General features: G+C 40.3%; 20 protein-coding genes and 1 CRISPR repeat array. Of the genes, 13 read left to right on the top strand and 7 right to left on the bottom strand.

Features of this window, described 5'->3' with window-relative positions:
* Positions 1–4 precede the first annotated feature (4 nt).
* A complete protein-coding gene (locus HEQ19_28085) occupies positions 5–1318 on the top strand; it encodes a proton extrusion protein PcxA (protein ID WYM02762.1) in 1314 nt (437 codons plus the stop codon).
* Between the two features lie 216 nt (positions 1319–1534).
* Positions 1535–1867, top strand: a complete 333-nt coding sequence (locus HEQ19_28080) for a hypothetical protein (protein WZI67043.1) — start codon at positions 1535–1537, stop codon at positions 1865–1867.
* Positions 1868–1957: 90 nt separating this feature from the next.
* Here the strand turns inward: HEQ19_28080 and HEQ19_28075 are convergent, their stop codons facing one another.
* The 3 genes from HEQ19_28075 to HEQ19_28065 form a co-directional block, all read right to left on the bottom strand.
* Entirely contained in the window at positions 1958–2641 is a 684-nt protein-coding gene (locus HEQ19_28075; GenBank protein ID WYM02761.1) for a polysaccharide deacetylase family protein, read from the bottom strand.
* A 1048-nt stretch (positions 2642–3689) separates the two neighbouring features.
* Positions 3690–5816, bottom strand: coding sequence for a serine/threonine-protein kinase (locus HEQ19_28070; GenBank protein WYM02760.1), 2127 nt, complete (start codon positions 5814–5816; stop codon positions 3690–3692).
* Between the two features lie 122 nt (positions 5817–5938).
* Positions 5939–7624, bottom strand: a complete 1686-nt coding sequence (locus tag HEQ19_28065) for a serine/threonine-protein kinase (protein WYM03670.1) — start codon at positions 7622–7624, stop codon at positions 5939–5941.
* 254 nt (positions 7625–7878) lie between these two features.
* On the opposite strand from HEQ19_28065, the gene HEQ19_28060 reads away from it, so the two are divergent.
* Positions 7879–9078: a transposase gene (locus HEQ19_28060; protein ID WYM02759.1), complete on the top strand. Its 1200-nt coding sequence runs from the start codon at positions 7879–7881 to the stop codon at positions 9076–9078.
* A gap of 205 nt (positions 9079–9283) precedes the next feature.
* On the top strand, positions 9284–9880 hold the full coding sequence (locus tag HEQ19_28055) for a Uma2 family endonuclease (GenBank protein WYM02758.1): 597 nt from the start codon (positions 9284–9286) through the stop codon (positions 9878–9880).
* Between the two features lie 65 nt (positions 9881–9945).
* On the opposite strand, the gene HEQ19_28050 is transcribed toward HEQ19_28055, so the two are convergent.
* From HEQ19_28050 to HEQ19_28040, 3 genes are all read right to left on the bottom strand, one after another.
* Entirely contained in the window at positions 9946–10167 is a 222-nt protein-coding gene (locus HEQ19_28050) for a hypothetical protein (GenBank protein WYM03669.1), read from the bottom strand.
* Complete coding sequence (locus HEQ19_28045; protein WYM02757.1) at positions 10151–10618, bottom strand: PIN domain-containing protein; 468 nt, start codon at positions 10616–10618, stop codon at positions 10151–10153. The genes HEQ19_28050 and HEQ19_28045 overlap by 17 nt, the downstream gene beginning before the upstream one ends.
* A 382-nt stretch (positions 10619–11000) precedes the next feature.
* Positions 11001–13116: direct repeats of the CRISPR family, unit length 37 nt; unit sequence GTTTCCATTAATTCCGCTCCTCAAAAAGAGAAGCGAG.
* A gap of 18 nt (positions 13117–13134) precedes the next feature.
* A complete protein-coding gene (locus HEQ19_28040) occupies positions 13135–13380 on the bottom strand; it encodes a hypothetical protein (GenBank protein ID WYM02756.1) in 246 nt (81 codons plus the stop codon).
* Between the two features lie 454 nt (positions 13381–13834).
* Between HEQ19_28040 and HEQ19_28035 the strand changes: the two genes are divergently transcribed.
* The 7 genes from HEQ19_28035 to HEQ19_28005 all read left to right on the top strand — a co-directional run bounded on the left by HEQ19_28035 (position 13835) and on the right by HEQ19_28005 (position 21431).
* Positions 13835–15505 carry a type III-B CRISPR-associated protein Cas10/Cmr2 gene (locus HEQ19_28035; protein ID WYM02755.1) on the top strand — a complete coding sequence of 557 codons (1671 nt, stop codon included), beginning with the start codon at positions 13835–13837 and terminating at the stop codon, positions 15503–15505.
* Entirely contained in the window at positions 15472–16470 is a 999-nt protein-coding gene (locus tag HEQ19_28030) for a CRISPR-associated protein (protein WYM02754.1), read from the top strand. The genes HEQ19_28035 and HEQ19_28030 overlap by 34 nt, the downstream gene beginning before the upstream one ends.
* Before the next feature lie 11 nt (positions 16471–16481).
* Complete coding sequence (locus HEQ19_28025; GenBank protein WYM02753.1) at positions 16482–17330, top strand: RAMP superfamily CRISPR-associated protein; 849 nt, start codon at positions 16482–16484, stop codon at positions 17328–17330.
* Positions 17330–17782 carry a hypothetical protein gene (locus HEQ19_28020; GenBank protein ID WYM02752.1) on the top strand — a complete coding sequence of 151 codons (453 nt, stop codon included), beginning with the start codon at positions 17330–17332 and terminating at the stop codon, positions 17780–17782. Before HEQ19_28025 ends, HEQ19_28020 begins: the two co-directional genes overlap by 1 nt.
* On the top strand, positions 17779–19557 hold the full coding sequence (locus tag HEQ19_28015; protein WYM02751.1) for a hypothetical protein: 1779 nt from the start codon (positions 17779–17781) through the stop codon (positions 19555–19557). The genes HEQ19_28020 and HEQ19_28015 overlap by 4 nt, the downstream gene beginning before the upstream one ends.
* Before the next feature lie 21 nt (positions 19558–19578).
* A complete protein-coding gene (locus tag HEQ19_28010) occupies positions 19579–21051 on the top strand; it encodes a hypothetical protein (GenBank protein ID WYM02750.1) in 1473 nt (490 codons plus the stop codon).
* Between the two features lie 68 nt (positions 21052–21119).
* Complete coding sequence (locus tag HEQ19_28005; protein ID WYM02749.1) at positions 21120–21431, top strand: hypothetical protein; 312 nt, start codon at positions 21120–21122, stop codon at positions 21429–21431.
* Between the two features lie 255 nt (positions 21432–21686).
* On the opposite strand, the gene HEQ19_28000 is transcribed toward HEQ19_28005, so the two are convergent.
* Entirely contained in the window at positions 21687–22346 is a 660-nt protein-coding gene (locus HEQ19_28000; protein ID WYM02748.1) for a Uma2 family endonuclease, read from the bottom strand.
* Positions 22347–22749: 403 nt separating this feature from the next.
* Here HEQ19_28000 and hppD point away from each other — a divergent pair, with 403 nt between their 5' ends.
* Both hppD and HEQ19_27990 read left to right on the top strand, forming a co-directional pair.
* A complete protein-coding gene (gene hppD, locus HEQ19_27995; GenBank protein WYM03668.2) occupies positions 22750–23880 on the top strand; it encodes a 4-hydroxyphenylpyruvate dioxygenase in 1131 nt (376 codons plus the stop codon).
* A 476-nt stretch (positions 23881–24356) separates the two neighbouring features.
* A complete protein-coding gene (locus HEQ19_27990; protein WYM02747.1) occupies positions 24357–24863 on the top strand; it encodes a host attachment protein in 507 nt (168 codons plus the stop codon).
* The last annotated feature ends 103 nt before the right edge of the window (positions 24864–24966 follow it).

Below are 24966 nucleotides of genomic sequence, written 5' to 3'. Positions count from 1 at the left end.
AACGATGAATAACTCTGTATTTAGTCAAAAAATTTACCCTTTCTTACTGGCTGCTTACCGTTGGTACTTACGCACACCAGAGCGTTCTCTGGATGAGGCTTACAAGGCGGCTTTAAAAATTAAGGAAATGGAAGACGAGTATTTTGCTGGTAATAAAATAGACTGTAAATTAAGCATATACACCAGCAACGTCATTGATTTTTTTAAGTCTGACTTGAAACAACAATTGAAACTTGTGCGGATGCGGTTGACAGAGTTTAAAAGTAGCCGTTGGTTCTTAAACGAGGAGAATCAAAAAGCTGCTTATAAGGCTGGTATAGAATATCCTAATTCTTCCTTGATTTTAGAGAAATTAAGATTCATTGATCAAGTTACGTCAAAATATACTAAAGTCGATGAGCAAACAAGTTCCATATCTTTAGGTGAAAAGCCTTCAGATAGTATATCTCAAACTGGGAATATTCAACCTTTAAAGCCAAATATTCCCAATCAAGCTGCAAATAAAAAGAGGCGGAGTAAAACCAATACAATTGGGATATTACCCAGATCGATTTTCAATACTGTTGCTCGTCTGCAAGTTGAATTAGATCCAAATTCTGAACAAGATGTTGTTGAGAATTTCCGTCAGGCTCAAAAAAGAACAGTCATATCTATTAGATTTGTTTTACTATTAATTATTATCCCTCTTTTAACTCATCAGCTATCAAAAGCATTAATAGTGGGTCCGCTTGTTCAACATTTTAGAAATTCGGAAGCAGTCCAAATATTCCTGAATGCTGAAATGGAAGAAGAAGCCCTGGAAGAACTGCAAAGAGTCGAAGAAAAAATCAGATTTGAAAATCTCATTACTAAAGCACCTCCAATATCTCCTGAAGAGATGGAAAACCACTTGAAAGAAAAAGCTGGTGAGATTGCTCAGGAATTTCGTCACGAAAGCTCGGATGCGATTAAAAATGTATTTGCAGATGTTTTTTCGGTGGGTGCTTTCATCTGGTTTTTGCTCGTTAGTAAGTCTTCGATAGCTGTGGTTAAAGAATTTTTCGATAATATTGTCTATGGTCTCAGTGACAGTGCTAAGGCATTTATTATCATTTTGCTGACTGATATATTTGTCGGATTCCACTCTCCTCATGGCTGGGAAGTCATTCTCGAAGGTATATCACGTCATTGGGGTTTAGCAGAAAATAGAGATTTTATCTTCTTATTTATTGCCACGTTCCCAGTGATTTTAGATACCATTTTCAAATACTGGATTTTCCGCTACTTGAACCGGATATCACCTTCTGCAGTTGCTACTTATCATAATATGAATGAGTAATTTGTCGTTTATCATTCAATACGGTTCAGTTAAGGAAAATTGTAGGTTGGGTTGAGGAACGAAACCCAACAAACCCGCCAAATTTTGGGTTTCGCAAAGCCTCAACCCAACCTACATGGGTCAAGGTTTTTGGCTCTAACTGAACCGTATTGGTTTATCATTGGTAAGGGTTTGGGGAATATTTACATGTAGTAATAGGATATGGCGATTTTTGGGATGAGAAAAATACTTGGGGGTATTAGCATCAGTCTACCTGTTGTGCTATTAATTTTCCTGGTGCGTATGCCATCCTTGGGGAATCGGAAACTCAGTCCGTTAGAATGTCGGGTGACAAAGTGGGATTTACCAGTTTCCTTGGCTACTAAATCGACGCCAAAACAAAAAACACCACCGCAGCCAGTACTGATCCAAAGATTACCAGTTACTTGTTGTCAGGATGATAGCTCTTGTTCACGTGAAATACATCATCTATTAGGAACTGCAGAATCTGTCTCCACCACCAGTCCTGATGGGGATATTGTTCAAAAGCGAAAAGCTAAGAGCAACTGAAACTGCTGTAGGGTGCGTCAGTAATCAAATATTGTCAGCATATCAGTAGGGGCGCAAGGCCTAGATCCCCTACCCTAGCAGGCGAAAAAATCAGTGATCATTCCCTTGAGCCATCTGCCACAAAGTATCAACAGTCACAAATTTATAGCCTTGTTGTAGTAGTTGAGGAATCAAGATTTGGATTGTGGCTGCAACATCTTGACCGCCGTAAAACCCATCATGCAAAACAATCAGCGAGCCATTTTCTACCTGATTGAGAACTCGCTTTACCACAGTGGCGACTCCTGGTAGTACCCAGTCTTCTGGTACAACACTCCACATAACTGGGCGGTAATTCCACTGACGAAATAATTTTAAAGTCTGGGGTGTAAATAAACCGTTGGGAGGTCGGACATCCAGTACTTGTGCGGGTAGCAGGTTGCAAGCATTGTAGATTGCAACTTGGGTTTTTGCTAAACTGTCCTGGAGTTCAGTCGGGGAGAGCATGGGAAAAGAGCGATGATCATAACCATGCAATCCAATCCAGTGTCCGCGATCGCACACTTCTTTGGCAATCCCCGGTGAAGCGTTGACACAAGCACCCAACCAAAAAAAACTCGCTGTCACCTTGTAATGGTCTAAAATAGCCAAAACTTGGCGGGTGTATTGGGGATGGGGTCCATCATCAAACGTCAGCGCGATCGCTTTCAAATCGCGATCGCCTCCCCAAAGACAATTAGGAAAAGTCGGTTGGAGAAGGCGGTAAAAAATCGGAAACAGCGGTGCTAGCTGCATTTTGACTCTTGGCCTAGCTGGGAAAATTTATAAAGTTATAGGACTAAGGAGTAAGGAGTAAGGAGTAAGGAGTAAGGAGTAAGGAGTAAGGAGTAATAGGAGTTAGGAGTTAGGAGTTAGGAGTTAGGAGTTAGGAGTTAGGAGTTAGGAGTTAGGAGTTAGGAGTTAGGAGTTAGGAGTTAGGAGTAAGGAGTAATGAGTAAGGAGTAAGGAGTAAGGAGTTAGGAGTTAGGAGTTAGGAGTTAGGAGTAAGGAGTAAGGAGTAATGAGTAAGGAGTAAGGAGTTAGGAGTAAGGAGTAAGGAGTAAGGAGTTAGGAGTTAGGAGTTAGGAGTAAGGAGTAAGGAGTAAGGAGTTAGGAGTAAGGAGTTAGGAGTAAGGAGTAAGGAGTAAGGAGTTAGGAGTAAGGAGTAAGGAGTTAGGAGTTAGGAGTAAGGAGTTAGGAGTAAGGAGTTAGGAGTAAGGAGTTAGGAGTAAGGAGTTAGGAGTTAGGAGTTAGGAGTTAGGAGTAAGGAGTAAGGAGTAATGAGTGGATTATTTTTTATTTTTCTTTCAACTTGTTGATTGAAGTTGTTACTCCCTTCACGGTCTAAGATTACCTATAATTTTCCTTCTTCTCTACGTTCCCTGCGGGACGCTACGCGTAAGCGGAGCTATGCCGCAGGCTTTACGCGTAGCGTGTCGAAGACAGACGCTCCGCGAATGCGCCTTTGCGTGATATCAAAATTATTTCGGTAATCTTCCAGCGGGAAAGGAATAATATCTTAATAACTTTTTCATTACTCATTACTCATTACTCATTACTCATTACTCATTACTCATAACTCATTACTCATTACTCCTTACTCATAACTCATTACTCCTTACTCCTTACTCATAACTCATTACTCATTACTCCTTACTCATTACTCCTTACTCATTACTCATTACTCATTACTCCTTACTCATTACTCCTTACTCATAACTCATAACTCATAACTCATAACTCATAACTCATAACTCATTACTCCTTACTCATTACTTAAAGAACACGAAAAATAACTTTTCCCCTAATTACCCTGGGTAGGTGTAGGTCCATCCGTCGGTTCCGATATCGGTGTCACCGTATCTGTAGGCGTCGGTGTCGGTGTAGGGGTTTCCGTCGCAGTTGGTGTTGGTAATGGTTCGGGGATGGGACTTATCGCTGTAATGGTGAGTTCATAATTTAAAGGTTGTGACCCTACAGAAACCACAACAAACTCATAAAATCCATTTTCTGGTAGTTTTTTTGATAAACTGCGTTCTCTAGAATCTGTTAAAAATTGGATTTTCCCAGAAGGCGAATATATAGACAACAAAACTTTCGCATTGGCGTTTAACTTGACTTCCAAATCTTGTTCTTTCGCCAATCCAGCGATGAAAACTTTACCAGTACCAGGTTCCAAAGTCCCACTAACTGTTTTACCCGTTGCATCTTTGTCAAACACAACTTTTTCAAACGCACTACCAGCTAGTATTGCACTGAGTTTATCACTGACTAACCCATACCAAACTTGTCCAATAGGCTGATCGATAAAATTCTGTTGGCGCTGTTCGGGAAATAGCTTGTAAAAAGCTGCATCCCCTAAATCGTATAAAGAACGACTACCAACGTTGATTTGGTTCACTTCCACCTTCCATCTGTTGAGTTCGGCTCCGGTGTAAGTACCTAGTTGTTGACGCGCTTTGGTACTCAATGATTCTAGTTTATCGAGTATGTCTGCGGCTAGTTCATCCCATTCGGCGCGTAAACTTTCATCTTCGGGGCGATCGCTCAAAGTCCGTCCCTGTAAATTGGGATTTTTTTGGGAAAACAGTTGATTCACCAATTTTACATAGAAATTAGAGTCAATACCCAACTGTTGCCGACGATTATCCAATTTTTCTTTACGTCGTCGTTCTTCTGGTGAATATTGCGCCTCTGCTGTATTAGTGACGGTGGGACTTGATGTGACTGTACTTCCCCCGTTATCGCCGCCAGGGGAATGTAACAAATTATTCACTCCCCACAAACCGAATCCCCCAACACTAGCCAACACCAGCACTGTGAGGAAGGTTTGGGTTGGTGTCCAGGGGTTGGAGGGAGGGGGAGAGGGTGGGACGGGAGATGGGGAGATGGGGGGAGGGGGGGAGACAGCGACTGTGGCTGAAGTGGGTTTGGGTATGGGTGCGGGGGGTTGAGTAGGGGGATAGGTAACTTGTGAAGGGTTGAGTGCTTCTTGGACTTGACGGGCTGATTGATAGCGATCGCCTGGTCGGGCGGATAGCATTCTATCCAATACCTGTCCTAAACTGGGACTGAGGCTAATTTCTCGTTGCCATTGCCAAGTCAAGTTGTAAGTATCAATTAATTCTTGGGGTAATTTACCTGTCAGTAAAACTAACATCGTCACCGCCAAAGCATATAAGTCACTGTGGGGAGACACCAACCCAGTTTGCATCTGTTCTGGGGGTGCAAATCCCACCTTACCCAGGAGAGTTCCGGCTGGGGTCGCGTTCATTTCACCGGGTTGATAATATTGGGAAGCGACAACTGCGGCTACTTGTTTAACACCGCCAAAATCAATTAACACCGGTAATTGGTCTGCAGTGCGAAGCATTAAATTATCGGGAGAAATATCTCGATGAATCACGCCTACTGAGTGGATGTACTCCAACACCGGCAAAATTTGTAGTAATAGTTGACGTACTTCAGCTTCCGTAAACTTACGACTTTGCTGTTGACGGCTATTTAACAAAGAACTGTAAGCTTGTCCTTCGACAAAATCTTGCACCAAAAACAGGTATTCCTTCCCCTGAAAATTCGTGCGGAACAGTTCGCGAAAGCGAGGAATTTGGGGATGTTGTAACTTGTAGAGAACACTCGCTTCTCGCTGAAACAGTTCTTCAGCTTTTTGTAAAACGTAGGGGGTTTGAACTTGGGGAGAGAATTCCTTTAAAACACAAAGTTCTCGAAAGCGGTTGACATCTTCCGTTAAATAAGTCCGACCAAAACCACCTTGACCTAATTGACGCACAACCACATAGCGATCGCCCAAAGTTTGTCCCGGTTGGATACCATAACCGGAAGGCGTATCCAACAACTTCTCACCACAATTGAGGCAAAATCGACTACCAGCAGGATTTTCGTGACCTTTGGTGCAATAAAGGGAATTCATGATTGGTGGTTGGTGGTTGGTGGTTGACTTTTGACGGTTGACTGTTGACTGTTAATTGTTGATTGTTGTAATTCTCCCATGCCCAATGCCCAATGCCCAATGCCCAATGCCCAATACCCATCTCAATTGTCAGATTGTACTTTACTTACTTGATCAGCTGCGATCGCATACCAAATTTGACCGTAAGTCGCTTGATTTAGGTTCCCACGCTGTTGACCGGGAAACAAGGGAGCGAATTTTTTATAGGTGTCTGTTTTTAGTTTTTCAATTGTAGTATATTTACCTAACTTTCCTGCTTGTGCTTGCTGCGTCCAGATAGTGACATCTTGTTGACTATAGCTTCCCAGCTTTCGACGGGATGCTGTAGTTAGTTTCGCCTGTTCTAATTTATTCAGCAAGTCTTCGGCGATACCTGACCATTCATCCCGTAAAGCTACATCTTCTGGTTTAGATGTCAAGCTGCGTCCCTTTAATTCAGGATGTTTCGTATAAAACAAACTATCTACCATCCGCGTAAAAAATCCGTCAGGAATTTCTAGCTGTTGACGACGATTTAAGATTTTTTGGATATCACGATTTTTTCCTGGACTCACTGACGGACTAGGCGTAGGTAATGTTGGTAGAGAAATTGGTGGTACAGAGATCGAAGAAATTCCCTGAAAGGCTGCATTTACCAGCGCCCAAGTACCTGCTACAGTTAAAATAACTACAGTAGTCCCCACCAGACTGACGCCAAAGGGACGCAGCCATACAGGTATTGGTAAATTTTGCACAACCAATTGAGTTTTGTTGTGAAATTTAGTCGCCACAGCTTGAGCGCGTTTTGCTCCAGGAGCAACTATCATCGTCTTAATCTTGGTAATCTGAGAATTTGCAGGTTTAGTAGACATTTGCGATGGTAAATCCTTGAGAACTTGATCAGCAGTTTGATAGCGATCGCCTGGTTTATACGCCAGCATCTTTTTGAATACAGCTTCCAGTTGCGGACTCACATTTATTTCCTTCCCCCAGCGCCAAATCCCCTGATAGCTGTCATAAAGTTTTTGGGGTTCCTTTCCCGTTAGTAACACCAGCACCGTCACCGCCAAAGAATATAAATCACTACTTTTAAATACTTTACCCTGGCGTAACTGCTCTTCTGGTGCATAACCTTTTTTCCCCAACAAAGTATGATTGATAGCCAACTGGGTAAACCAGAAACCTTGAGAAGCCGGTAATTGCTTCACCCCACCAAAATCAATCAGCACTGGTAGATCATCCCCACGTCGTAAAATCAAATTATCGGGGGAAATATCGCGATGAACCACATCTTGTGAGTGAAGATAGGATAAAACTGGTAAAATATTTTTTAACAGCTTGAGAACTTCCTCCTCACTAAAAGCCTGCCCCTGAGCTTGACGCCGTTCTAACAATTGGTAACAATTATCACCATCTATATAATCTTGCACTAAAAAGAAATAATCCTTACCGCCTAACTTTTCTTGCAACCACGAGTGAAACCGGGGAATTTGAGGATGCTGGAGTTTTTTGAGGACATTCGCCTCCCTCTCAAACAACTCCTTAGCTTTGTGTAAATCTTGCGGTTGTTGTACTTGGGGTGCAAATTCCTTCAGCACGCACTGTTGATGGGGTTGATTTTGATCCTCAGCCAAATAAGTGCGTCCAAAACCCCCTTGACCTAATTGACGTATAATCCGATAGCGCCGATCCACAACCTGCCCTACAGGAAGAGGCAATGGTTCACCGCAATGAGTACAAAAGCGGTTACTCCCATTATTTGCATGTTGTTTAGTGCAATAGACCTGCATGGTGGTGAAGGATGAATGAGGGTTTTTATTAATTGCTACAACCAGGACAGTCCCATTTACGGAAATTATGTCATTTTCTGCGATTGGGGACTGGGGATTGGGGATTGGGGATTGGCGATTGGGGATGAGAAACCTCACAAACCCTGACGAATGAGGAATTAATACTGACCGAAATTAATGGGATACAAGCCCCGTCCTTCTAGGACGGCTTTGTGTTATTATAGCACTTGATACCATACAAGCCAGTATCAAACGTGTTGAGCTACGAGTATAAAGTCAAACCAAAACAACAACAAATATCCGCCATTGATGAAGCAATCCGGACATCTCAATTTGTCCGCAACAAAGTGCTGCGTTATTGGATGGATAATCGTGGTGTTGGCAAGACGGAAATGTTTAGATATAACACGTTGTTAAGGAAAGAATTTAAGTTTGTAGAAGAACTAAATTCTCATGCCTGCCAAACTGCTGTAGAACGAGTCCTCAAAGCAGTTAACCGTTTTTACGATAACTGCAAGCGTGCGATTCCTGGTAAAAAAGGGTATCCCAGGTTCTTGAAAAATACTCGCTCGGTTGAATATAAAGTCTCCGGGTGGAAACTATCATCAGACCTCAAGCATATTACTTTCACGGACAAGAAAGGAATAGGCAAGCTAAAGCTGATAGGGACTAGAGATTTAAACTTCTACCAAATAGAGCAGATTAAGCGAGTCAGAATTGTACGTCGTGCTGACGGGTACTATGTACAATTCTCGGTACAATTAGACCCCAGAGATCCGGTAGAGCCATTAACCCCTAGCCAAAAAGCAGTGGGTGTTGACGTGGGTATTAAGTATTTCCTTGCAGATAGTCAAGGCAATATTGAACCCAATCCAAAGTTTTACCGCCAAGGTGAAAAACAGCTAAACCGCATCAATCGCCAAAAGTCTAAAAAGTACAAAAAAGGTAAACTACAGTCTCGAAATTATCACAAAGCTAACAACCGATATGCCCGTAAGCATCTAAAAGTAAGTAGGCAGCGAGAAGAGTTCGTCAAGAGAGTGGCACTCCGTTTAATCAAGTCTAACGACTTAGTAGCCTACGAATATTTAAATGTTAAAGGCATGGTGAAAAATCGGCGTCTAGCCAAGTCGATAAGTGATGCAGGATGGTCAAAGTTTCGCCAGTGGTTAGATTATTTTGGTTATAAATACGGGAAAATAACTATTGCTGTTGCTCCTCACAATACTAGCCAGAATTGCTCTAACTGTGGCTTCAAAGTGAAGAAATCTTTGTCTACTAGAACCCATGTATGCCCTCATTGTGGGTATGTAGAGGATAGAGATATCAACGCGGCTATCAACATCCTGCAAAAAGGATTAAGTACCGTGGGGCACACGGGATCTTATAAGCTTGGGGAGTTTGATCCTCTGGCTTCGTTGGAGCAATCCTGCGAGGTTAAGATTGGACTGTGAACCAAGAATCCTCGCCGTTCTACGGCGATGGAGTGTCAAAATACCAGTCTGTTAAGTCAAGTGTGCTGGGTTGCAAGATTCCCAACTTGTTGAAAAAGTCGCAAATCTGACAACTTGTAGAGATTTGCGAAAAACAAAGATGTTAGAATCAGATAATTGCCCTCAAGAGTATGATTTCTCATCTGGAAACAAACTGGAGACGTAAATGACCGCAGCAACAGTTGCTATACCCACAAAGGAATCACCCCTTCTGTTTGAGGGACTGACCTGGAGAGAGTTCAAAGCCGTTGAGCAATTGTTAGAGCGTCCTGGATATCGCTTCTCATTTCTGGATGGATTATTGGAGATTCGGCGAATGCCAGGAGAACCACACGAAACCGTTAAGAAGAGAATTGCTGCCTTATTAGAATTATACCTGCTCATGGCTGGGTTTGACTTTACCCCAACTGGCTCAATGACCCTGGAAAGTGAAGGAGTCTCCGTCAAGCGAGAAGCTGATGAATCCTATAAACTTGCGCCTGGTCGAGTGCGTCCCGATTTGGTAATCGAAGTGGTGTTCACCAGTGGGGGTATCAATAAACTCGAAGCATACAAGCGGCTGAAGATTCCCGAAGTTTGGTTGTGGGAAGATGGCGTTTTAGAGGTGTATCACCTGCGCGTAGATGGTAACACCCTCGACTATGAAAGGATATACAGTAGTGAAGAAGTCAAAGGAATTGATTTGGATTTATTATTACGTTGCATAAATATAGTAAATCATGTAGATGCGCTCAAAACTTTTCAACAGGCACTTGCTCAATAGCTGCAGAGCAAGGAATATAACCACAGATCCTCGTGGGGGCGCAAGGCCTTGCGCCCCTACCTAATCTATATAATTTGGTCATATTGATTGGTGTCGTCTTCTGGCAATTCTTTCATCTGGACTAACACCTCTGCCAAAGTTTTTTCATCTAGCCATTGATGACGTTCTTTGGTATAATCTCCCTTACCAGAACTGAAATATTGAATAAAGCGAATAGTATCGGCAACTCCTAGAGAATTGATTAAAGCATCGTAGCCCTGTTTGATAATTTCATTTTGCGTTTTCATCATTACTTTCCTCAGCTTGTATGACATCAGCTAGCCATTGAATGGGATTATTAATCTTAACGTTTATTAATTGAGAATTTTTCTGCGCTTTTTTGAATAGTCTATCATCTGTTGTTAAAAATACATCTGCCTGACTTCTTTCGGCGCTGGCAATGTGGGAAGCATCATAGCTAGAAAATCCTAATTTTTGGAGTTGAGCCGCTCTGTCTTCAATAAAGGCACTACTAATAACTTTGATTTTAGCAATAGAGAGTAATTTTTTGACGTTTTGTAGTCTTTCTAAATCAGGTATTTGATTTAATTCGGCAATTAATTTCCAAGTTCCTGTTTGACATTGATTTAGAATTGTTATAACTGCCTGCGCTTCTAAATAAATACGGGATTGCGTTTGGTCATCAAATGGACGATTCAAACAACAAGCATCTAGATATATTTTATATTGTTTGCTCATGGTGTGTAATCATCTGAATCATATTGAGTAATTATTACATCAAATGGGTATTGATGACTGAAAGCAACAAGATAGCAAATAGTAGGGTGTGTTAGGCGCTAAAATTTGACAACACCGCCAGCAAATTTGGCAGTTTGCGCCTAACGCACCATTTTTTATTTTTATAAATCATCTGCAGTTGACGGCGAATATATAATATTGTAGGGAACATTGCCGTGCCCTTACGAGTGTATTGGACTCAACCGAGAACCGCTACATATTGTAGGTTGAGAAAATGCTGGGCAGACCTAATTGCTGTGGGTTGTTTTGATGCTATTCGCCACATATATATATTGTAGGGGCACGGCATTGCCGTGCCCTTACTGTCTGCTGAGAAAACAGTGTTTCCATTAATTCCGCTCCTCAAAAAGAGAAGCGAGAGCTACAAAGTCCTGGTTAAGTCCTTTGTAATTAGTTTCCATTAATTCCGCTCCTCAAAAAGAGAAGCGAGCTATCACTACTTCTAAAGAATTCATCATCAGAAATAAGTTTCCATTAATTCCGCTCCTCAAAAAGAGAAGCGAGTGGCTAAAGATGAAATTAGAGAAGAATCTAGCTTTGTTTCCATTAATTCCGCTCCTCAAAAAGAGAAGCGAGAAGAGTGCGCCAAGTACGCTGGCATCTTGGATCGTTTCCATTAATTCCGCTCCTCAAAAAGAGAAGCGAGCTGTTGATACACCCGATGATATAATTTCCTCTTCCGTTTCCATTAATTCCGCTCCTCAAAAAGAGAAGCGAGTCGAATTACCTAAAAAAGCTTACTGCCTGTGGGATTCGTTTCCATTAATTCCGCTCCTCAAAAAGAGAAGCGAGATACCCAAACAATACTACTCGTCAACTTATTGTTGTTTCCATTAATTCCGCTCCTCAAAAAGAGAAGCGAGCGGTGCAATAGACCACAGACAATATGGTGGGTATGTTTCCATTAATTCCGCTCCTCAAAAAGAGAAGCGAGGTTGTTTTACTACTTGAACAAGCATGGGTATAACGTTTCCATTAATTCCGCTCCTCAAAAAGAGAAGCGAGTGAAAGCACTAGGAATTAATTTGAACATCGAAAGTTTCCATTAATTCCGCTCCTCAAAAAGAGAAGCGAGCTGCGGGCTGTGGAAGAATCTAGGCGAGGCTATCGAAGTTTCCATTAATTCCGCTCCTCAAAAAGAGAAGCGAGATTTCACCCTCAAGAATGAGTTCATCGTGATAGGTTTCCATTAATTCCGCTCCTCAAAAAGAGAAGCGAGTTGACGACCAAGAACAAAGAGTAGTGACTATTATCTTTGTTTCCATTAATTCCGCTCCTCAAAAAGAGAAGCGAGAGAAGAAATGACTGAATTAATCGATGAGTTTAAGTTTCCATTAATTCCGCTCCTCAAAAAGAGAAGCGAGCCAGTAAGGCTATTTACGGATACTCAAGATACAAGTTTCCATTAATTCCGCTCCTCAAAAAGAGAAGCGAGTGGCTGGAGAACTGGACTATAGCCACATTTTGGTTTCCATTAATTCCGCTCCTCAAAAAGAGAAGCGAGCTTGCCTTGCGCGAATACAACAAAACACAATTAGAGTTTCCATTAATTCCGCTCCTCAAAAAGAGAAGCGAGCTGTGCATATCAAAAAGTTCATTGTTGCGATGCCCGTTTCCATTAATTCCGCTCCTCAAAAAGAGAAGCGAGCCTATGGTTGCAATTGTGAACCGTTTTACATCACTGGTTTCCATTAATTCCGCTCCTCAAAAAGAGAAGCGAGAAGGTTGTTAACAGGGTGTGGTGGTGGATATGTTGTTTCCATTAATTCCGCTCCTCAAAAAGAGAAGCGAGTTGAAAACATTGCAAGAATCGGTTGCGACAATAGATTTTTGGTTTCCATTAATTCCGCTCCTCAAAAAGAGAAGCGAGGAAGTTCCATCCAAGGAGATGTGGAGGATAGAGGTTTCCATTAATTCCGCTCCTCAAAAAGAGAAGCGAGTTTTCACCCAGCATTGGGTAAAATTTTTTATTTGTTTCCATTAATTCCGCTCCTCAAAAAGAGAAGCGAGAAAAATTAATTTCTTGTGGGCTGAAGACTGGCGCAGTTTCCATTAATTCCGCTCCTCAAAAAGAGAAGCGAGCCAGAAAGAAACGGTACAATTTTAATCCCGAATGTTTCCATTAATTCCGCTCCTCAAAAAGAGAAGCGAGAAAAGAGAATTCATAGCTTATTTTGAGCAACTTAAGTTTCCATTAATTCCGCTCCTCAAAAAGAGAAGCGAGATTTTGATGTCTGGATGAAATTCCCGTTCGATGCATGTTTCCATTAATTCCGCTCCTCAAAAAGAGAAGCGAGCTGCACCGGGCTATAGAAGCTGGCTGTTATAACGTTTCCATTAATTCCGCTCCTCAAAAAGAGAAGCGAGAATCAACAAGCAGAAGTAAGATTGTCTGAGGCTCGTTTCCATTAATTCCGCTCCTCAAAAAGAGAAGCGAGTGCAGCCTTGTGAAACCATTACAGAGCAAGAGTTTCCAGACGCAATTCCGTAGACCTGGAATAAAAGTAGCATTTCAGCCAATAGCTAGTCAAGATGCAATGATTAAAAATCACCTCAAAAGCATAACTGACAAAGGTTTCAAGATTTCCGTCAATCTCAAATTTGTAGAGAGAGCATTCAAAGGCAGATAGCATAAGGTTTTGAGCCAGAAAAATTGCATCAAATTTCCCAACACCTACTGGTTGACGGAAAACCAACATCATTAACTCATATCCTCATTTTAAAGCAAGACCTTGGTAGGGGCGCGGGCACCGTGGCTAGATAGCCAAAAAAGTTTCGTCATTCGCATGAAAAGTACTTTACACCAGCGAGTTATCCGGCAAGATATAAATGTCACATGAATTTGCCCAGCGTTACATAAGTCAAAAAATGCACATATTACTTACATATTAAATGTACATATAGTGTTTCTCGACCTAGTTAGGTACACCCGTAAGGGCACGGCAGTGCCGTGCCCCTACACAAGCGGGATATAATGTTGTACCGCATCTGAATGGGAACCGCTATATTTAGCTTGCTTTTTTACTTGTTTACTGCCTAAAACACCTCTCAAGCCTTAGCTAGCAAATTCCCAGTCCAAAAACGTTAAAAAGCATAAATACTGATTTAAAAAAACAAAATTATACTGTAAATTAGACAAGAATGCATCTAGCAAATATGGTAAACGTGACCAACTATACAGCAATTACCTTTGCTCCCGTACAAGGATTTATCGAAAAATCGCGTAAACTTCGAGACTTGTACGGTGCATCTCTGATTCTCTCTTATCTCAGCCAGCAGCTAGTAAAAGAAGCTGAAAAAACCACAACTGTAATTTCCCCTGCACTCGTCAACCTGCAAAAAGGAATGCCAAACCGCATCCTTCTTAAGGGAGATTTTTCGCCAACCCAGGTAGAAAACACCCTGTTATCTGCATGGAAAAGCATATTACAAGAATGTCGCACTTGGATAGAAAGGAAATTACCAGACTATACCTACCGTTGGGAGAGGGAGTGGACAAACTGGGAAAACCATACCTGGGAAATCTTTTGGGGAGAAGGGGAGAGTATTCGAGCGGCGATGGATAATTTAGAAACTCGCAAACTTTCCCGTGGCTGGACTGCAGTTAACTGGATTGGTGAGAGTTCTAGTTTAACAGGTACCGATGGCATTGCTTTTCCTGGTTTGGGTGGCGCGGGGAGAAATCCTAAAAATCTCTCGTTTCGTTCTGAAAAGAAAGAAATTGAAGAGTTTTATACAGCGCTAGCACAAATCACCGAAATTGTTGAAGAAGTAGAGGAAGAATACCCAGAAGGTAAATTTATTGCACCTAATGAACAACTGAGTATTCCCGAATTAGTCAAACGCCTAGTGACATGGTATGAAATAGCCCAAAAAATAGGCATTGAGCAACTAGAGAAAGGCTTTAAAGAAATTAAACGCAAACCAACTAAAGATACACCCGGACAATGGACAGGCTGGTTTATGGGTGATGGCGATAAAGTTGGTAATCACCTCAAAGATTTAGCGAAAAAAGAAAATGCTGCAGAGGAGATTACAAAATTTAGTTATGACATGGGTAATTGGGGTAAAAATTTTAGTCAACAATTCCCCAAAGGATTAGGAAGAGTAATTTACGCAGGCGGTGATGATTTTTTAGGCATAATTTATAGTAAAAATCCTCAAAAGCCCATTCCCGGTTTACATGCTTTTGAATGGTTAATGACATTACGAGATAAATGGCGAGAACATGGGCAAGATATTAATTTAAGTGTGGGGTTTGTGTGGGTAGCCGGTAGCGTTCCCCAAAGGGATATACTGCAACATTGTCGAGAAGCCGAGAAAAGAGCTAAATCTTTAGGACGTGATCGAGTCACAATTAGAATTGTCTTTAATAGCGGACAGTATATTGATTGGACTTGTCCCTGGGATTATTTGCATATTTTAAAGCAATATCAAGACAGAGATGGTATAAACTTTGCGACATGGGAGTGCAAGGGACGGGATAAAAAATATTTGCCTAATTGGAGTCACGTTTACAGTGATTTAGCACAACTCAAAAGTCGTCATGCTTTCGGTTTAGCAGAAAATCGGCGACTCAGGAACCTTGATAGCCAAACATTTAATGGTCAGCAAATAATTGATAATCTCAGCGCTATCCTCGATTTTTTTGAGCTTTACTTCCCTAGCTATAAAGATAAATTAAAGAAAGATGAAAAATATATAGTTGGTGCTAATAATGACGCTTCGCTATCGAAAAAAGCCCAGGAAATGATTGATTGGATTGAAGATTTAATTACAGTTGGGTGGTATTTATGTTCACATACCTTATCATCATTAGACCATTAGGTTTTTTATATGGTAGTGCAGGCGCGTTTTTGTCTCCAGAAAACCTTGTAGGACGTTCAGGAGAAAAATTTCCCCCCAGTGCAGCCACTGTTTCTGGATTATTTTTTAGCGCTAATTGGGGTAAAGAAGACATCAAAAAGGAACTGAAAGAAAATTTATACATAGCAGGCCCTTTTTGGGCTAAATCTGGTTACGAGCAAGATTTTTATGTACCAATACCTTGGCATAAAATTATTGCCAAAGACAACAAAATAGACGAATGGGTATTAAATGCACAACGTAATTGGCAAAGAAAAATTAAATATCAAGAACATGAAGATAAATTAGAACCTGCTTTTACTTGGCAGACTATTACTTCATGGAACAATCAAAAACCTACAACTGCTAACCATCCTTGGGACTATGTATCTATCCTACATCCCCAGATGAAGCCAGAAGAACGGCATACATTACCTAATGATGGGTTATTTTTAGAAAACGCTGTGCAAATGCCAGAAGACTCTTGTTTAATTTACTTATCAACCCATGAATTGCCAGATGGATGGTATAGATTTGGCGGTGAAAATCACATAGTGGAAATTGAGTCACAAACAATTAAAAAACAAAGGACTTTAGAAATATTAAAAGAACCAATTAAACATGGGTTTGCTTTAATTACACCAGGTGTTTGGGGTTCAACGCGCTTTTCCTATCGCTATCCACAAAATCCAGTATTTCAAGAAGCCAACTTAAAACTGTTAACTGATAAAGCAATACCATATCGTTACATCACTGGTGGAAAATTAGGCCGTGGACATTATGCAGTTCCACCGGGAAGTGTGTATGTATTAGACAAACCTTTAAATATGTCTTGGTGGGAATGGGACAAAAAATGGTTTCCCAATAAAGGCGGTTTAAAAAAGTTTGGTTGCGGTTTGAGTCTACCCGTAGAAATTGCAGGTTTACCTAATCTAAGTATTAAATAAGGAGTTAGGGAATGTATCAAAAAGCTTATGGAATAATAGAAACTTTAGCGCCACTGCATGTAGGTGCAACAGCAGGAGAAGAAAATGGCAATTTAAACTTGATTTTTCGCGACCAATTTACCCAAACAGGGATTATTCCTGGTAGTTCGATTCGTGGTCGCCTACGAGCAGATATGCGACAATATCGCCTGAGTTTAAAAGCAGTTCCTCCAGAAATTGATGAAGACTTTTGGTATGGAAAAAAAGCAGAACAGGGACAGCCAGATAGTACGAGTGAGGCTTACATTAAATTAGAACATGCTTCTATTGTTTGGCTCCCAGTATTTTGTCCTGGTCAGCCTATTGTTTGGGTAAGTTGTCCTAGCTTATTAAAAAGATATCAGCGCATTACTGGAATAAACAAGGTTAAAATACCTGAAAAATATACAGCTTCAACAGAATTATGGTCAAAGGCGTTAGAATCTCAAGATAAAAAAAATAAAGGGAAAAAATTTCTATTTTTTAATCTTGGTTTTTTAACAATTGAACAGCAGGCTGATTTATCACATTGGTTTCCTTTAGGTGAAAAACTACCCGCAGTTATAGTAGACGATAATGACATGGGCATGATTCATGATATGGCTTTATATCGTCAAAGTCGTGTAGCATTAGAAGAAGATATAAAAAAGGCTAAAACAGGAGCTTTTTTTAATACCGAAGCACTGCCAGAAGGAACTTTTTTAGCTTTTCCTGTTGCCATAAAACCTAGTGATAAACAGTGGAAACCCATCAATGGTAGCACGAGTGGAGATATTTATTTAGGTGGACTAGAATCTATTGGTTTAGGTCACTGTTCTTTAACTATTCAAGAGGTAAAATAATGGCTTGGCATTCCTATGAATTAGACCGGGAAGCACAAAATATTGTACTCAAATACCGCGACAAAGAAGTATTAAATGAATCTCACAAAATGCGAGTAACTGCTGCTTATGGTTTAGAACGCTTTTGGGGAGAACATCTGCGGTTGATGGAGAAGAAAAAAGATAGTGAAGACTACATAAAAGGCGAATATTGGCTAGCAACCTGGAATATTTTAGTCAAAATCATGAAAACATCTGGCATTATCGTGCCAAATGAACAAATAAATCGTGATGAAAAAGGAAAGTTTAAAACAGAAGATATTCAAAAAATGACACAACAACTCTGGGATAAGGAAAAATTTCCTGTGGAATACCAGAGAGTGACTCTGGCTGTATTAACCCAATTCTGTGACTGTTTAGTGTGGTGGACACAGCGATATAAAAAATCTACTAAAAAAGAGAAATCATTATGAATCAAGATAAGGTACCCATGATGTTTCGCGCTCAAATCAACAGTCGTTGTCAACTTCATCGGGTAGATAAAAATAAACAGCGTCAGGATGCAGATAAATGGGTGGATGAATGGAAGCAAATTTTTCCTCAGGAAGCACTTCCGGTTGAGGAAACCCCTCAAATTAATCAACCTGTATCCCGTCAACAAGAATGGAATAATAGAAATAGTAGAAATAATAGGTCATTGGCTCATCCTGTCCAAAACAATTTAGCTTTAGCACGTCCTACTAAAGCCAATTCTACAGCATCGCTACAAAGCACTAAGCTAAAAATGCCTCAATTTGGCTCAAAAGTAAAAACATGGGAATACACCATTAGCTGGCGGTTAGTTTCTAACAGTGGACAAGATGAAGGTGTAATTCGTCCCATTATCAGCGCCAAGGGTTTTCCTTACTACTCTGGTGCTAGTATGAAAGGTGCTTTTCTCCGCGCTTGTCAGCAAATATGTACAACAGAAGAACAAAAACTTTATTTAGGCGAAAAACTACTGGATGGTAGTATTAAACCTGGAATTCTACGTTTTCATGGTGCTTATCCAGTGAATATGGACTGGACTAAGCGCTTAGTAGATATTATTCACCGCCAAGATGAAAAACAGGTAATTGCAGATAAAACAACCAATGCTAATGCACAAATCTCTCTTTATCAACCCAAATTAAAATTTGGCATTTCCAGTAAACAAGAATTATCCCCAGCACAATGGAGCAGAGTTGAGCAAATCTTAAAAATAGCCTTATCTGAAGGAATTGGTTCTAGAGTTAGTGCAGGTTACGGGCATTTTCAAGAATTTAATCATCATAATCAATTATTACAAATTAAGCTTAAAGGGCAGGGCGCAACATCTCAATTAGTTAATCGGAGCAAAGAATTTCGCCCTAATATGTTTAAAGCTGCCTTACGTGGTCATACCTTACGCTTATTAGGGGGAATGACTGATGAAAAAACTGCCAAAGATATTACTCAAAAACTTTGGGGCGGATTTGCTAAAAATTCTATTGTAGGCTTGTTGGGAATAGATTTCGATTTTAATCCTCAAACAATCAGATTTGAGAAAAATCAGCAATTTTACCAAATACAAGATAGTCAATTAAATATTATCTGTATGCATCGGCAAATAGATGATAAAAACCGAAAGCAACTACTAGAAACTGCTGAAGCATTGATAAAGTTTACCATCATGTTTGGCGGCTTTGGTAAATCGTGGCGTAGGATTTGTCACCAAAAGTTTTTTAAGAGTTATTTTGATAATCCCGAAAAACAAGTAATTGGCTGTCACTGGGAATTTGTTGATAATTCACTTTATTACCCTGTGAATGACCTCAAAGATATTGCTAGATTTATTAATCATACCCGTCAGGTAATTCGTGGTTGGATAGACCAAAATAAAAGAGTAAACGACGGTGTAGAAACATGGCGTGAAGCATGGTATCAGCCAAAAGTTCAAATATGGGGACGCTTGGCTGAAAATGGTCAAAGTGAAGCTATTAAATGGTTTCATGGTGCTTATAAAGGTACAGATTCCATCAAAAATCCAGATACATTAGCTGGGAGTATGGAAAATACTGGACGCATTTGGCATCGGATGTATCCAAGGTTTGTTAGTAATGGTAATACTTATATTCAACCAGGGAAAGGATATGTAGAGTTACTAACTATTTTCCCTGATGAATCTGACAATACCAAAAAGTTTTTGAGATATTTAAAAGACGAAAGCGGATTTGAGCAAATTTGGTAATTATTAATTAGGAGAATAATCATGTCAATATGGATTGTTACCACCGGGAATAGTGATGTGCAGCTAAACACTAACGAGAGATGGGAAGATTTTTATGAAGAAGTGCGTTACAGCACAGATATACAATATGGTGATAAGTTTTTAGATATTAAGCGTGATGAATTAACTAAACGCTTTCCTGTGCCTGCTAGAGTAATAGGTTTAGTTTATGGCAATCATTTAAATGATGCTTATGATGATTTAGCCTTTCCGCTATTAGATACTTGTTATAAATATTTTGCAGAAAACCCTAAAGAACTGCCATCTAAAGTTATTTTACTATTAACCGACCAAAGAAATGTTTTTAATAATGAAGATTTGGACGATGAAAAAATACCTTATTGGCAAGACACTTGTACTTTGGAATCTATCTTTAAGAAATATTTATTTGAAAAGTTTAAAATAGAACCATTAGTTATAACTCTTAAACCAGAATCTGAGAATGGGTTAGATAAATGGAATGATACACTCAAATTAGTTGAGCAGAAATTAGAAGAAGTTAAACAAGAATTAAATGCCGTTTTTGAGGAAAATCGGGAAACAACGGTGTATGTCAGTCATCAAGCTGGCACTCCCGCCATATCATCTGCAGTACAATTTGTAAGTTTAAGCCAATTTAACAACGTTAAATTCTTGTCTAGTAACATCTATTATCAAGATTATGAGCAAAAATCTCAACCTGAATTAATTGATGTTTCTTATTATTGGCGGGGAATGCAAATTCAAAAAGCTAAAGCTTTGTTAAAAAATTTTGATTACTCAGGTATTAAAGATTTATTCAGTAGCTTATGGAAAAATCCGGAAGATGCACTCAATTCTCAAGAACAGAAATTACTAAATATGGCGATTCAATGGAATTGCGCCAAATTTCAAGATTTTGGTCAAGCCAGAGGAGAAGCTGCTAAAGAACGTATTCAACAATGGTGGTGGACTGGTTATGAAGAAGCTTATTTAGCAGTTGTGCGGTTAGAACAAGGTAATACAGTAGAAGCATTATTTCACAGTTTTCGCGCTTTGGAAGGATTGACTTATGAATGGGTTAGAACTAATTTTCCGCAATACATTAAAAATAATAAATATAATGTTCCAATATTTAATAAACCTGATATTTTAAACGGAAAAAAATTTCGTCTTTATGGTAAGGATTTGTATGAATTGCTCATAGAAATCAAAAAATCATGCTCACATTTTCAACAAGAATCTCATATTTATGTCTGGGAGAATTTAGCCCATGAGAGAAATAAATTATTTCATAAGTTATTAGGAATGGAAAAGAAAGAAGTATTTAAAGCATGGGATACTAATAATAATAGCGAGTGGCAAAATAGAGTATTAGGGTGTTTAAACTCTGTCTCAGATAAAGAATTTAAATCATTAGAAGAAGCTAGTTTGATGTTTGAGGTACATCAAGAATTAAAAGCAGCGATTAATAATTACGAACTGAAAAATTCGTAAATTATAGCGCTGTTAATTGAAAGCGGGATATAATAGCCCCCTCTATCCCGTGGTGGAGGGGGTTGGGGGTGGGGTACGTTGCTACAGCCTGCGCGGAACACGGAAACGCCCAGGCGGAAGCTGCTACAGCCTGCGCGGAACACGGAAACGTCCAGGCTGAAGCTGCTACAGCCTGCGCGGAACACGGAAACGCCCAGGCGGAAGCTGCTACAGCCTGCGCGGAACACGGAAACGTCTTGACGGAAGCTGCTACAGTCAAGGCTGAAGCTGCTACAGCCTGCGCGAAACACGGAAACCTCTTGACGGAAGCTGCTACAGTCAAAGCTGAAGCTGCTACAGGGTTCACAGAAGTAACTTCTGCTTTCACAGAAGATGCGTAGTTGCGTAGGTTGGGTTGCAATACTGCTCGGTTAAGCTCAAAAAACTTAAAATTAGTAGGTTGGGTTGAGGAACGAAACCCAACATGGACGGGGCTTTGTTGGGTTTCGCAGAGCCTCAACCCAACCTACCATTTTCCTTAACCGAGCAGTATTGGGTTGGGTTGAACGTTCGCGTAGCGTCCCGTAGGGAAGTGAAACCCAACATCCACAAAGATGTTTACCGCTGATGCAAATCTATAAAAATCAGGTAAAAAGTTAACTATTGCGATCGCCTTGCTGCTTTTGCACCCATTGGCGTAAACTTTGTTCTGCGACTACCTCATCTTTTTGAGCCTGAGCCAGAAATTCATACAGCTTGGTTTTCGGAACCAGAGCAAAGGTGGGACTAATCTCGACTTCCTGATATTGTTCGCCAAGGAGTTGATATATCCGCCAGAGTTGACCGTCAAAACGCCAAAATTCTGGTACCCCCATGCTAGCATAGAGTGCTAGTTTATTAACATCTGTATGAGTAATATCTACCTCCACAACTAAATCTGGTGGTGGGTCTTGTTGTAAATTCACCCTTTTTCCTGCCACTTGCGGTTGGTTTTGGATATAGTAAGCATTATCAGGCTCTGCACCCCGTTGCAAATCTTCACGATCTAGGGTAGTAGATCCCATCGTTTTGATTTTCAAACCCATCTCGACCACGACAATGCGAATAAACAGCCCAATCAGTTCTCGGTAAAATTCATGTTCTTCCAGAGGGATAGTAATTTCTAGAGTACCGTGATCATAGGTGAGATGGGCAGAACGACTCTCGCCAATTGCTTGTAAAATTTGCTGATATGCTTGCCAACTGAGGTCGTGAAATACCACCCGTTGTTCACCTATTGGTCGGGATGAATTTAACAATTGAGGAGCTATAACCATAGATCAGAAGATGAGTAGTGTTTAACTATGGTAGCGAATTGATTAATTATAGCACTTCCTATTCAGATGAGGTACAAAATTGTATCACGCGATGTAGGGGCACGGCACTGCCGTGCCCTTACCGATGCACCTCACTAGGGCGAGAAACGCTATATAGCCTTTGTCACTTGCATAAAATACACCAAACCAATTGAAGCACAAAATTTTCCGGTAATGGTCGATATTCGGTAAACTGTTAGATTAAACCTCGTCCATGTTGAAACCTGGAATTTTGAATTATGTGTTCTGTCATTGCGATGTAGGAAGCAATACAACTTGAAGCGCCTTCTTGTCTATTACCTACCTGGGCAAATACGTTCAAACATCAAAGCTGACTGCTATATCTATTCAAATTGAGGAGGATATGATGCAACTCACACAACATCAATTGTTACACTTGTCCGCAAACAATTCAATACAAGTGCAAAAAATTGACTATGTAGAGTTTTATGTTGGTAATGCTCAACAAGCCGCTCACTTTTTTTGCAAGGCGTTTGGTTTTAAGCCTATAGCTTATGCTGGTTTAGAAACTGGAGTGCGCGATCGCAGTTCCTTCGTACTAGAGCAGTCAAATATTCGCTTTGTTTTCACCTCTGCATTAATAGCAGACAGTCCAATTGCTGAACATGTGAAGTTACATGGCGACGGGGTTCATGATATTGCTCTACTAGTAGATAATGCTCATATTTGCTTTGACCAAGCTATTGTACGGGGAGCAAAACCATTGCTGAAACCAACTATATTACAGGACGAAAAAGGACACATGGTTAAAGCAACTATTGCCAGCTATAGTGGAGACTTAACTCATTCGTTTATCGAACGCCATAACTATACGGGATTTGCACCACAATATAATTCTATCCAAAATCTATCACTGGTCACTCCCTCCGGTTTGAACGATATTGACCACGTAGTTATTAATGTTGAGTTAGGGAAAATTAATTTTTGGGCTAATTTTTATAACCAAATTTTCGATTTCCAGCAGAACCAACAATTCACCAGTGATGAGATATCAACTAAATATTCATCTTTGACCTCAAAGGTACTGCAGAACAACACAGGTTGTATCAAGTTCGCAATTAATGAGCCTGCTCAAGGATACCGTAAATCGCAAATCCAAGAATATCTAGACTTTTATGGTGGTCCTGGTGTACAACATATCGCCCTCAGAACCAACGACATCATTAAGACAGTGCGACAATTGCAAAGCAACGGCATTGAGTTTATAGACACACCCGACAGTTATTATGATAATGTCCAACAACGGATTGGTCAAATAGATGAAGATTTAAATTTTTTGCGAGAACTGAAAATCTTAATTGATCGTGACGACCAAGGATATCTTCTGCAAATATTCACTAAACCCTTAGTTACTAGACCCACGTTTTTTCTGGAAATAATTCAACGTAAAGGTGCAGCAGGATTTGGTAATGGTAACTTCAAAGCCCTGTTTGAATCCATTGAACGTGAACAAGCTAGCCGTGGCAATTTATAATCAACAAACAGCAAACATGGAGGAAATATAACTGTTATAATAAGACTGACGCAACTGTCATATCCCTACAAGGATACTGAGTTGCGAATTGTGGTTTTAACCCCTCATGGCAGAGAAAAATCACCGTTTTTGGCGTTATTCGATGATTTGTAGGGGCGCAAGGCCTTGCGCCCCTACCCACTATTCGCGACTCATATCATGTTCGATTGATCGCTTATAAAACGTTCTCTACCAGACGCTACGCGAGTTTACAGCGATTTTCAGGTAAATGAACCACATCTTTTTTATCTCACGCAAAGGCGCAAAGGCGCAAAGAAAGAAAGGAAGGAACAGAATTGTGGTCTAAATACATGAAAACTGCTGTAACCTATTCCCTATTCCCTATTCCCTATTCCCTATTCCCTATTCCCTAGATAGATGTACAGATGATTTTTGATTGCTAGGGTTAAAGTATCTAGCATTGCTAGGGTGCGAATATGAGTATCTTCCTTGTTGCTGTGATTGATGGTAAAAAAGCACGCTTTTTTACCTTAGAGCCGTCAGAATTACCAGAATTCCAATCTGGACCTAATTTAATTGAGCATGAAGCTTTGTTAAATCCTGTTAAGGACTTTGAAGGTGAAGAACTTTGGGCTAGTACAAAAACTGGACGCAATCGCGGTGCTGGTGCCCAAGCCCACGCCTATGATGATCATCGGGAAAATCATCTTATAGAATTTGAGCGTCGCTTTGCCCAGACAATAGCTACTCACATTGTAAATTTAATACAGGTTCATCACATTCAGCAACTGCTGATGATTGGCGAACCTCAAACATTAGGATTAATGCGAGAAGCTTTGACGCCTGTATTACCCAAAAACATCAAGACCCACGAGTTAGCAAAAGAACTTTCTCAACTAAAACCTCATGAACTTCATGAATATCTGGCGAGTAAAGAATTGTTACCACCACAAAAAAGACTAGGGAGTAGGAAAAATGAGTAATGAGTAATGAGTAATGAGTAATGAGTGATGAGTGATGAGTGATGAGTAATGAGTGATGAGTGATGAGTAATGAGTAATGAAAGAATTATTACTACCTTCCTGG

It is taken from the genome of Gloeotrichia echinulata CP02, from assembly GCA_038087035.1.
GTDB lineage: Bacteria > Cyanobacteriota > Cyanobacteriia > Cyanobacteriales > Nostocaceae > Gloeotrichia > Gloeotrichia echinulata.
Note: the sequence above shows the minus strand (reverse complement) of the source record. Positions and strands in the feature narration are given on the sequence as shown.

Coding starts and splice junctions, on each gene's coding strand:
- HEQ19_27990 (WYM02747.1), top strand. CDS start 24,357: ATGAGTATCTTCCTTGTTGCTGTGATTGATGGTAAAAAAGCACGCTTT.
- HEQ19_28080 (WZI67043.1), top strand. CDS start 1,535: ATGAGAAAAATACTTGGGGGTATTAGCATCAGTCTACCTGTTGTGCTA.
- HEQ19_28040 (WYM02756.1), bottom strand. CDS start 13,380: ATGATGTTGGTTTTCCGTCAACCAGTAGGTGTTGGGAAATTTGATGCA.
- HEQ19_28035 (WYM02755.1), top strand. CDS start 13,835: ATGGTAAACGTGACCAACTATACAGCAATTACCTTTGCTCCCGTACAA.
- HEQ19_28055 (WYM02758.1), top strand. CDS start 9,284: ATGACCGCAGCAACAGTTGCTATACCCACAAAGGAATCACCCCTTCTG.
- HEQ19_28030 (WYM02754.1), top strand. CDS start 15,472: ATGTTCACATACCTTATCATCATTAGACCATTAGGTTTTTTATATGGT.
- HEQ19_28070 (WYM02760.1), bottom strand. CDS start 5,816: ATGAATTCCCTTTATTGCACCAAAGGTCACGAAAATCCTGCTGGTAGT.
- HEQ19_28015 (WYM02751.1), top strand. CDS start 17,779: ATGAATCAAGATAAGGTACCCATGATGTTTCGCGCTCAAATCAACAGT.
- HEQ19_28020 (WYM02752.1), top strand. CDS start 17,330: ATGGCTTGGCATTCCTATGAATTAGACCGGGAAGCACAAAATATTGTA.
- HEQ19_28085 (WYM02762.1), top strand. CDS start 5: ATGAATAACTCTGTATTTAGTCAAAAAATTTACCCTTTCTTACTGGCT.
- HEQ19_28000 (WYM02748.1), bottom strand. CDS start 22,346: ATGGTTATAGCTCCTCAATTGTTAAATTCATCCCGACCAATAGGTGAA.
- hppD (WYM03668.2), top strand. CDS start 22,750: ATGATGCAACTCACACAACATCAATTGTTACACTTGTCCGCAAACAAT.
- HEQ19_28010 (WYM02750.1), top strand. CDS start 19,579: ATGTCAATATGGATTGTTACCACCGGGAATAGTGATGTGCAGCTAAAC.
- HEQ19_28045 (WYM02757.1), bottom strand. CDS start 10,618: ATGAGCAAACAATATAAAATATATCTAGATGCTTGTTGTTTGAATCGT.
- HEQ19_28025 (WYM02753.1), top strand. CDS start 16,482: ATGTATCAAAAAGCTTATGGAATAATAGAAACTTTAGCGCCACTGCAT.
- HEQ19_28065 (WYM03670.1), bottom strand. CDS start 7,624: ATGCAGGTCTATTGCACTAAACAACATGCAAATAATGGGAGTAACCGC.
- HEQ19_28050 (WYM03669.1), bottom strand. CDS start 10,167: ATGAAAACGCAAAATGAAATTATCAAACAGGGCTACGATGCTTTAATC.
- HEQ19_28075 (WYM02761.1), bottom strand. CDS start 2,641: ATGCAGCTAGCACCGCTGTTTCCGATTTTTTACCGCCTTCTCCAACCG.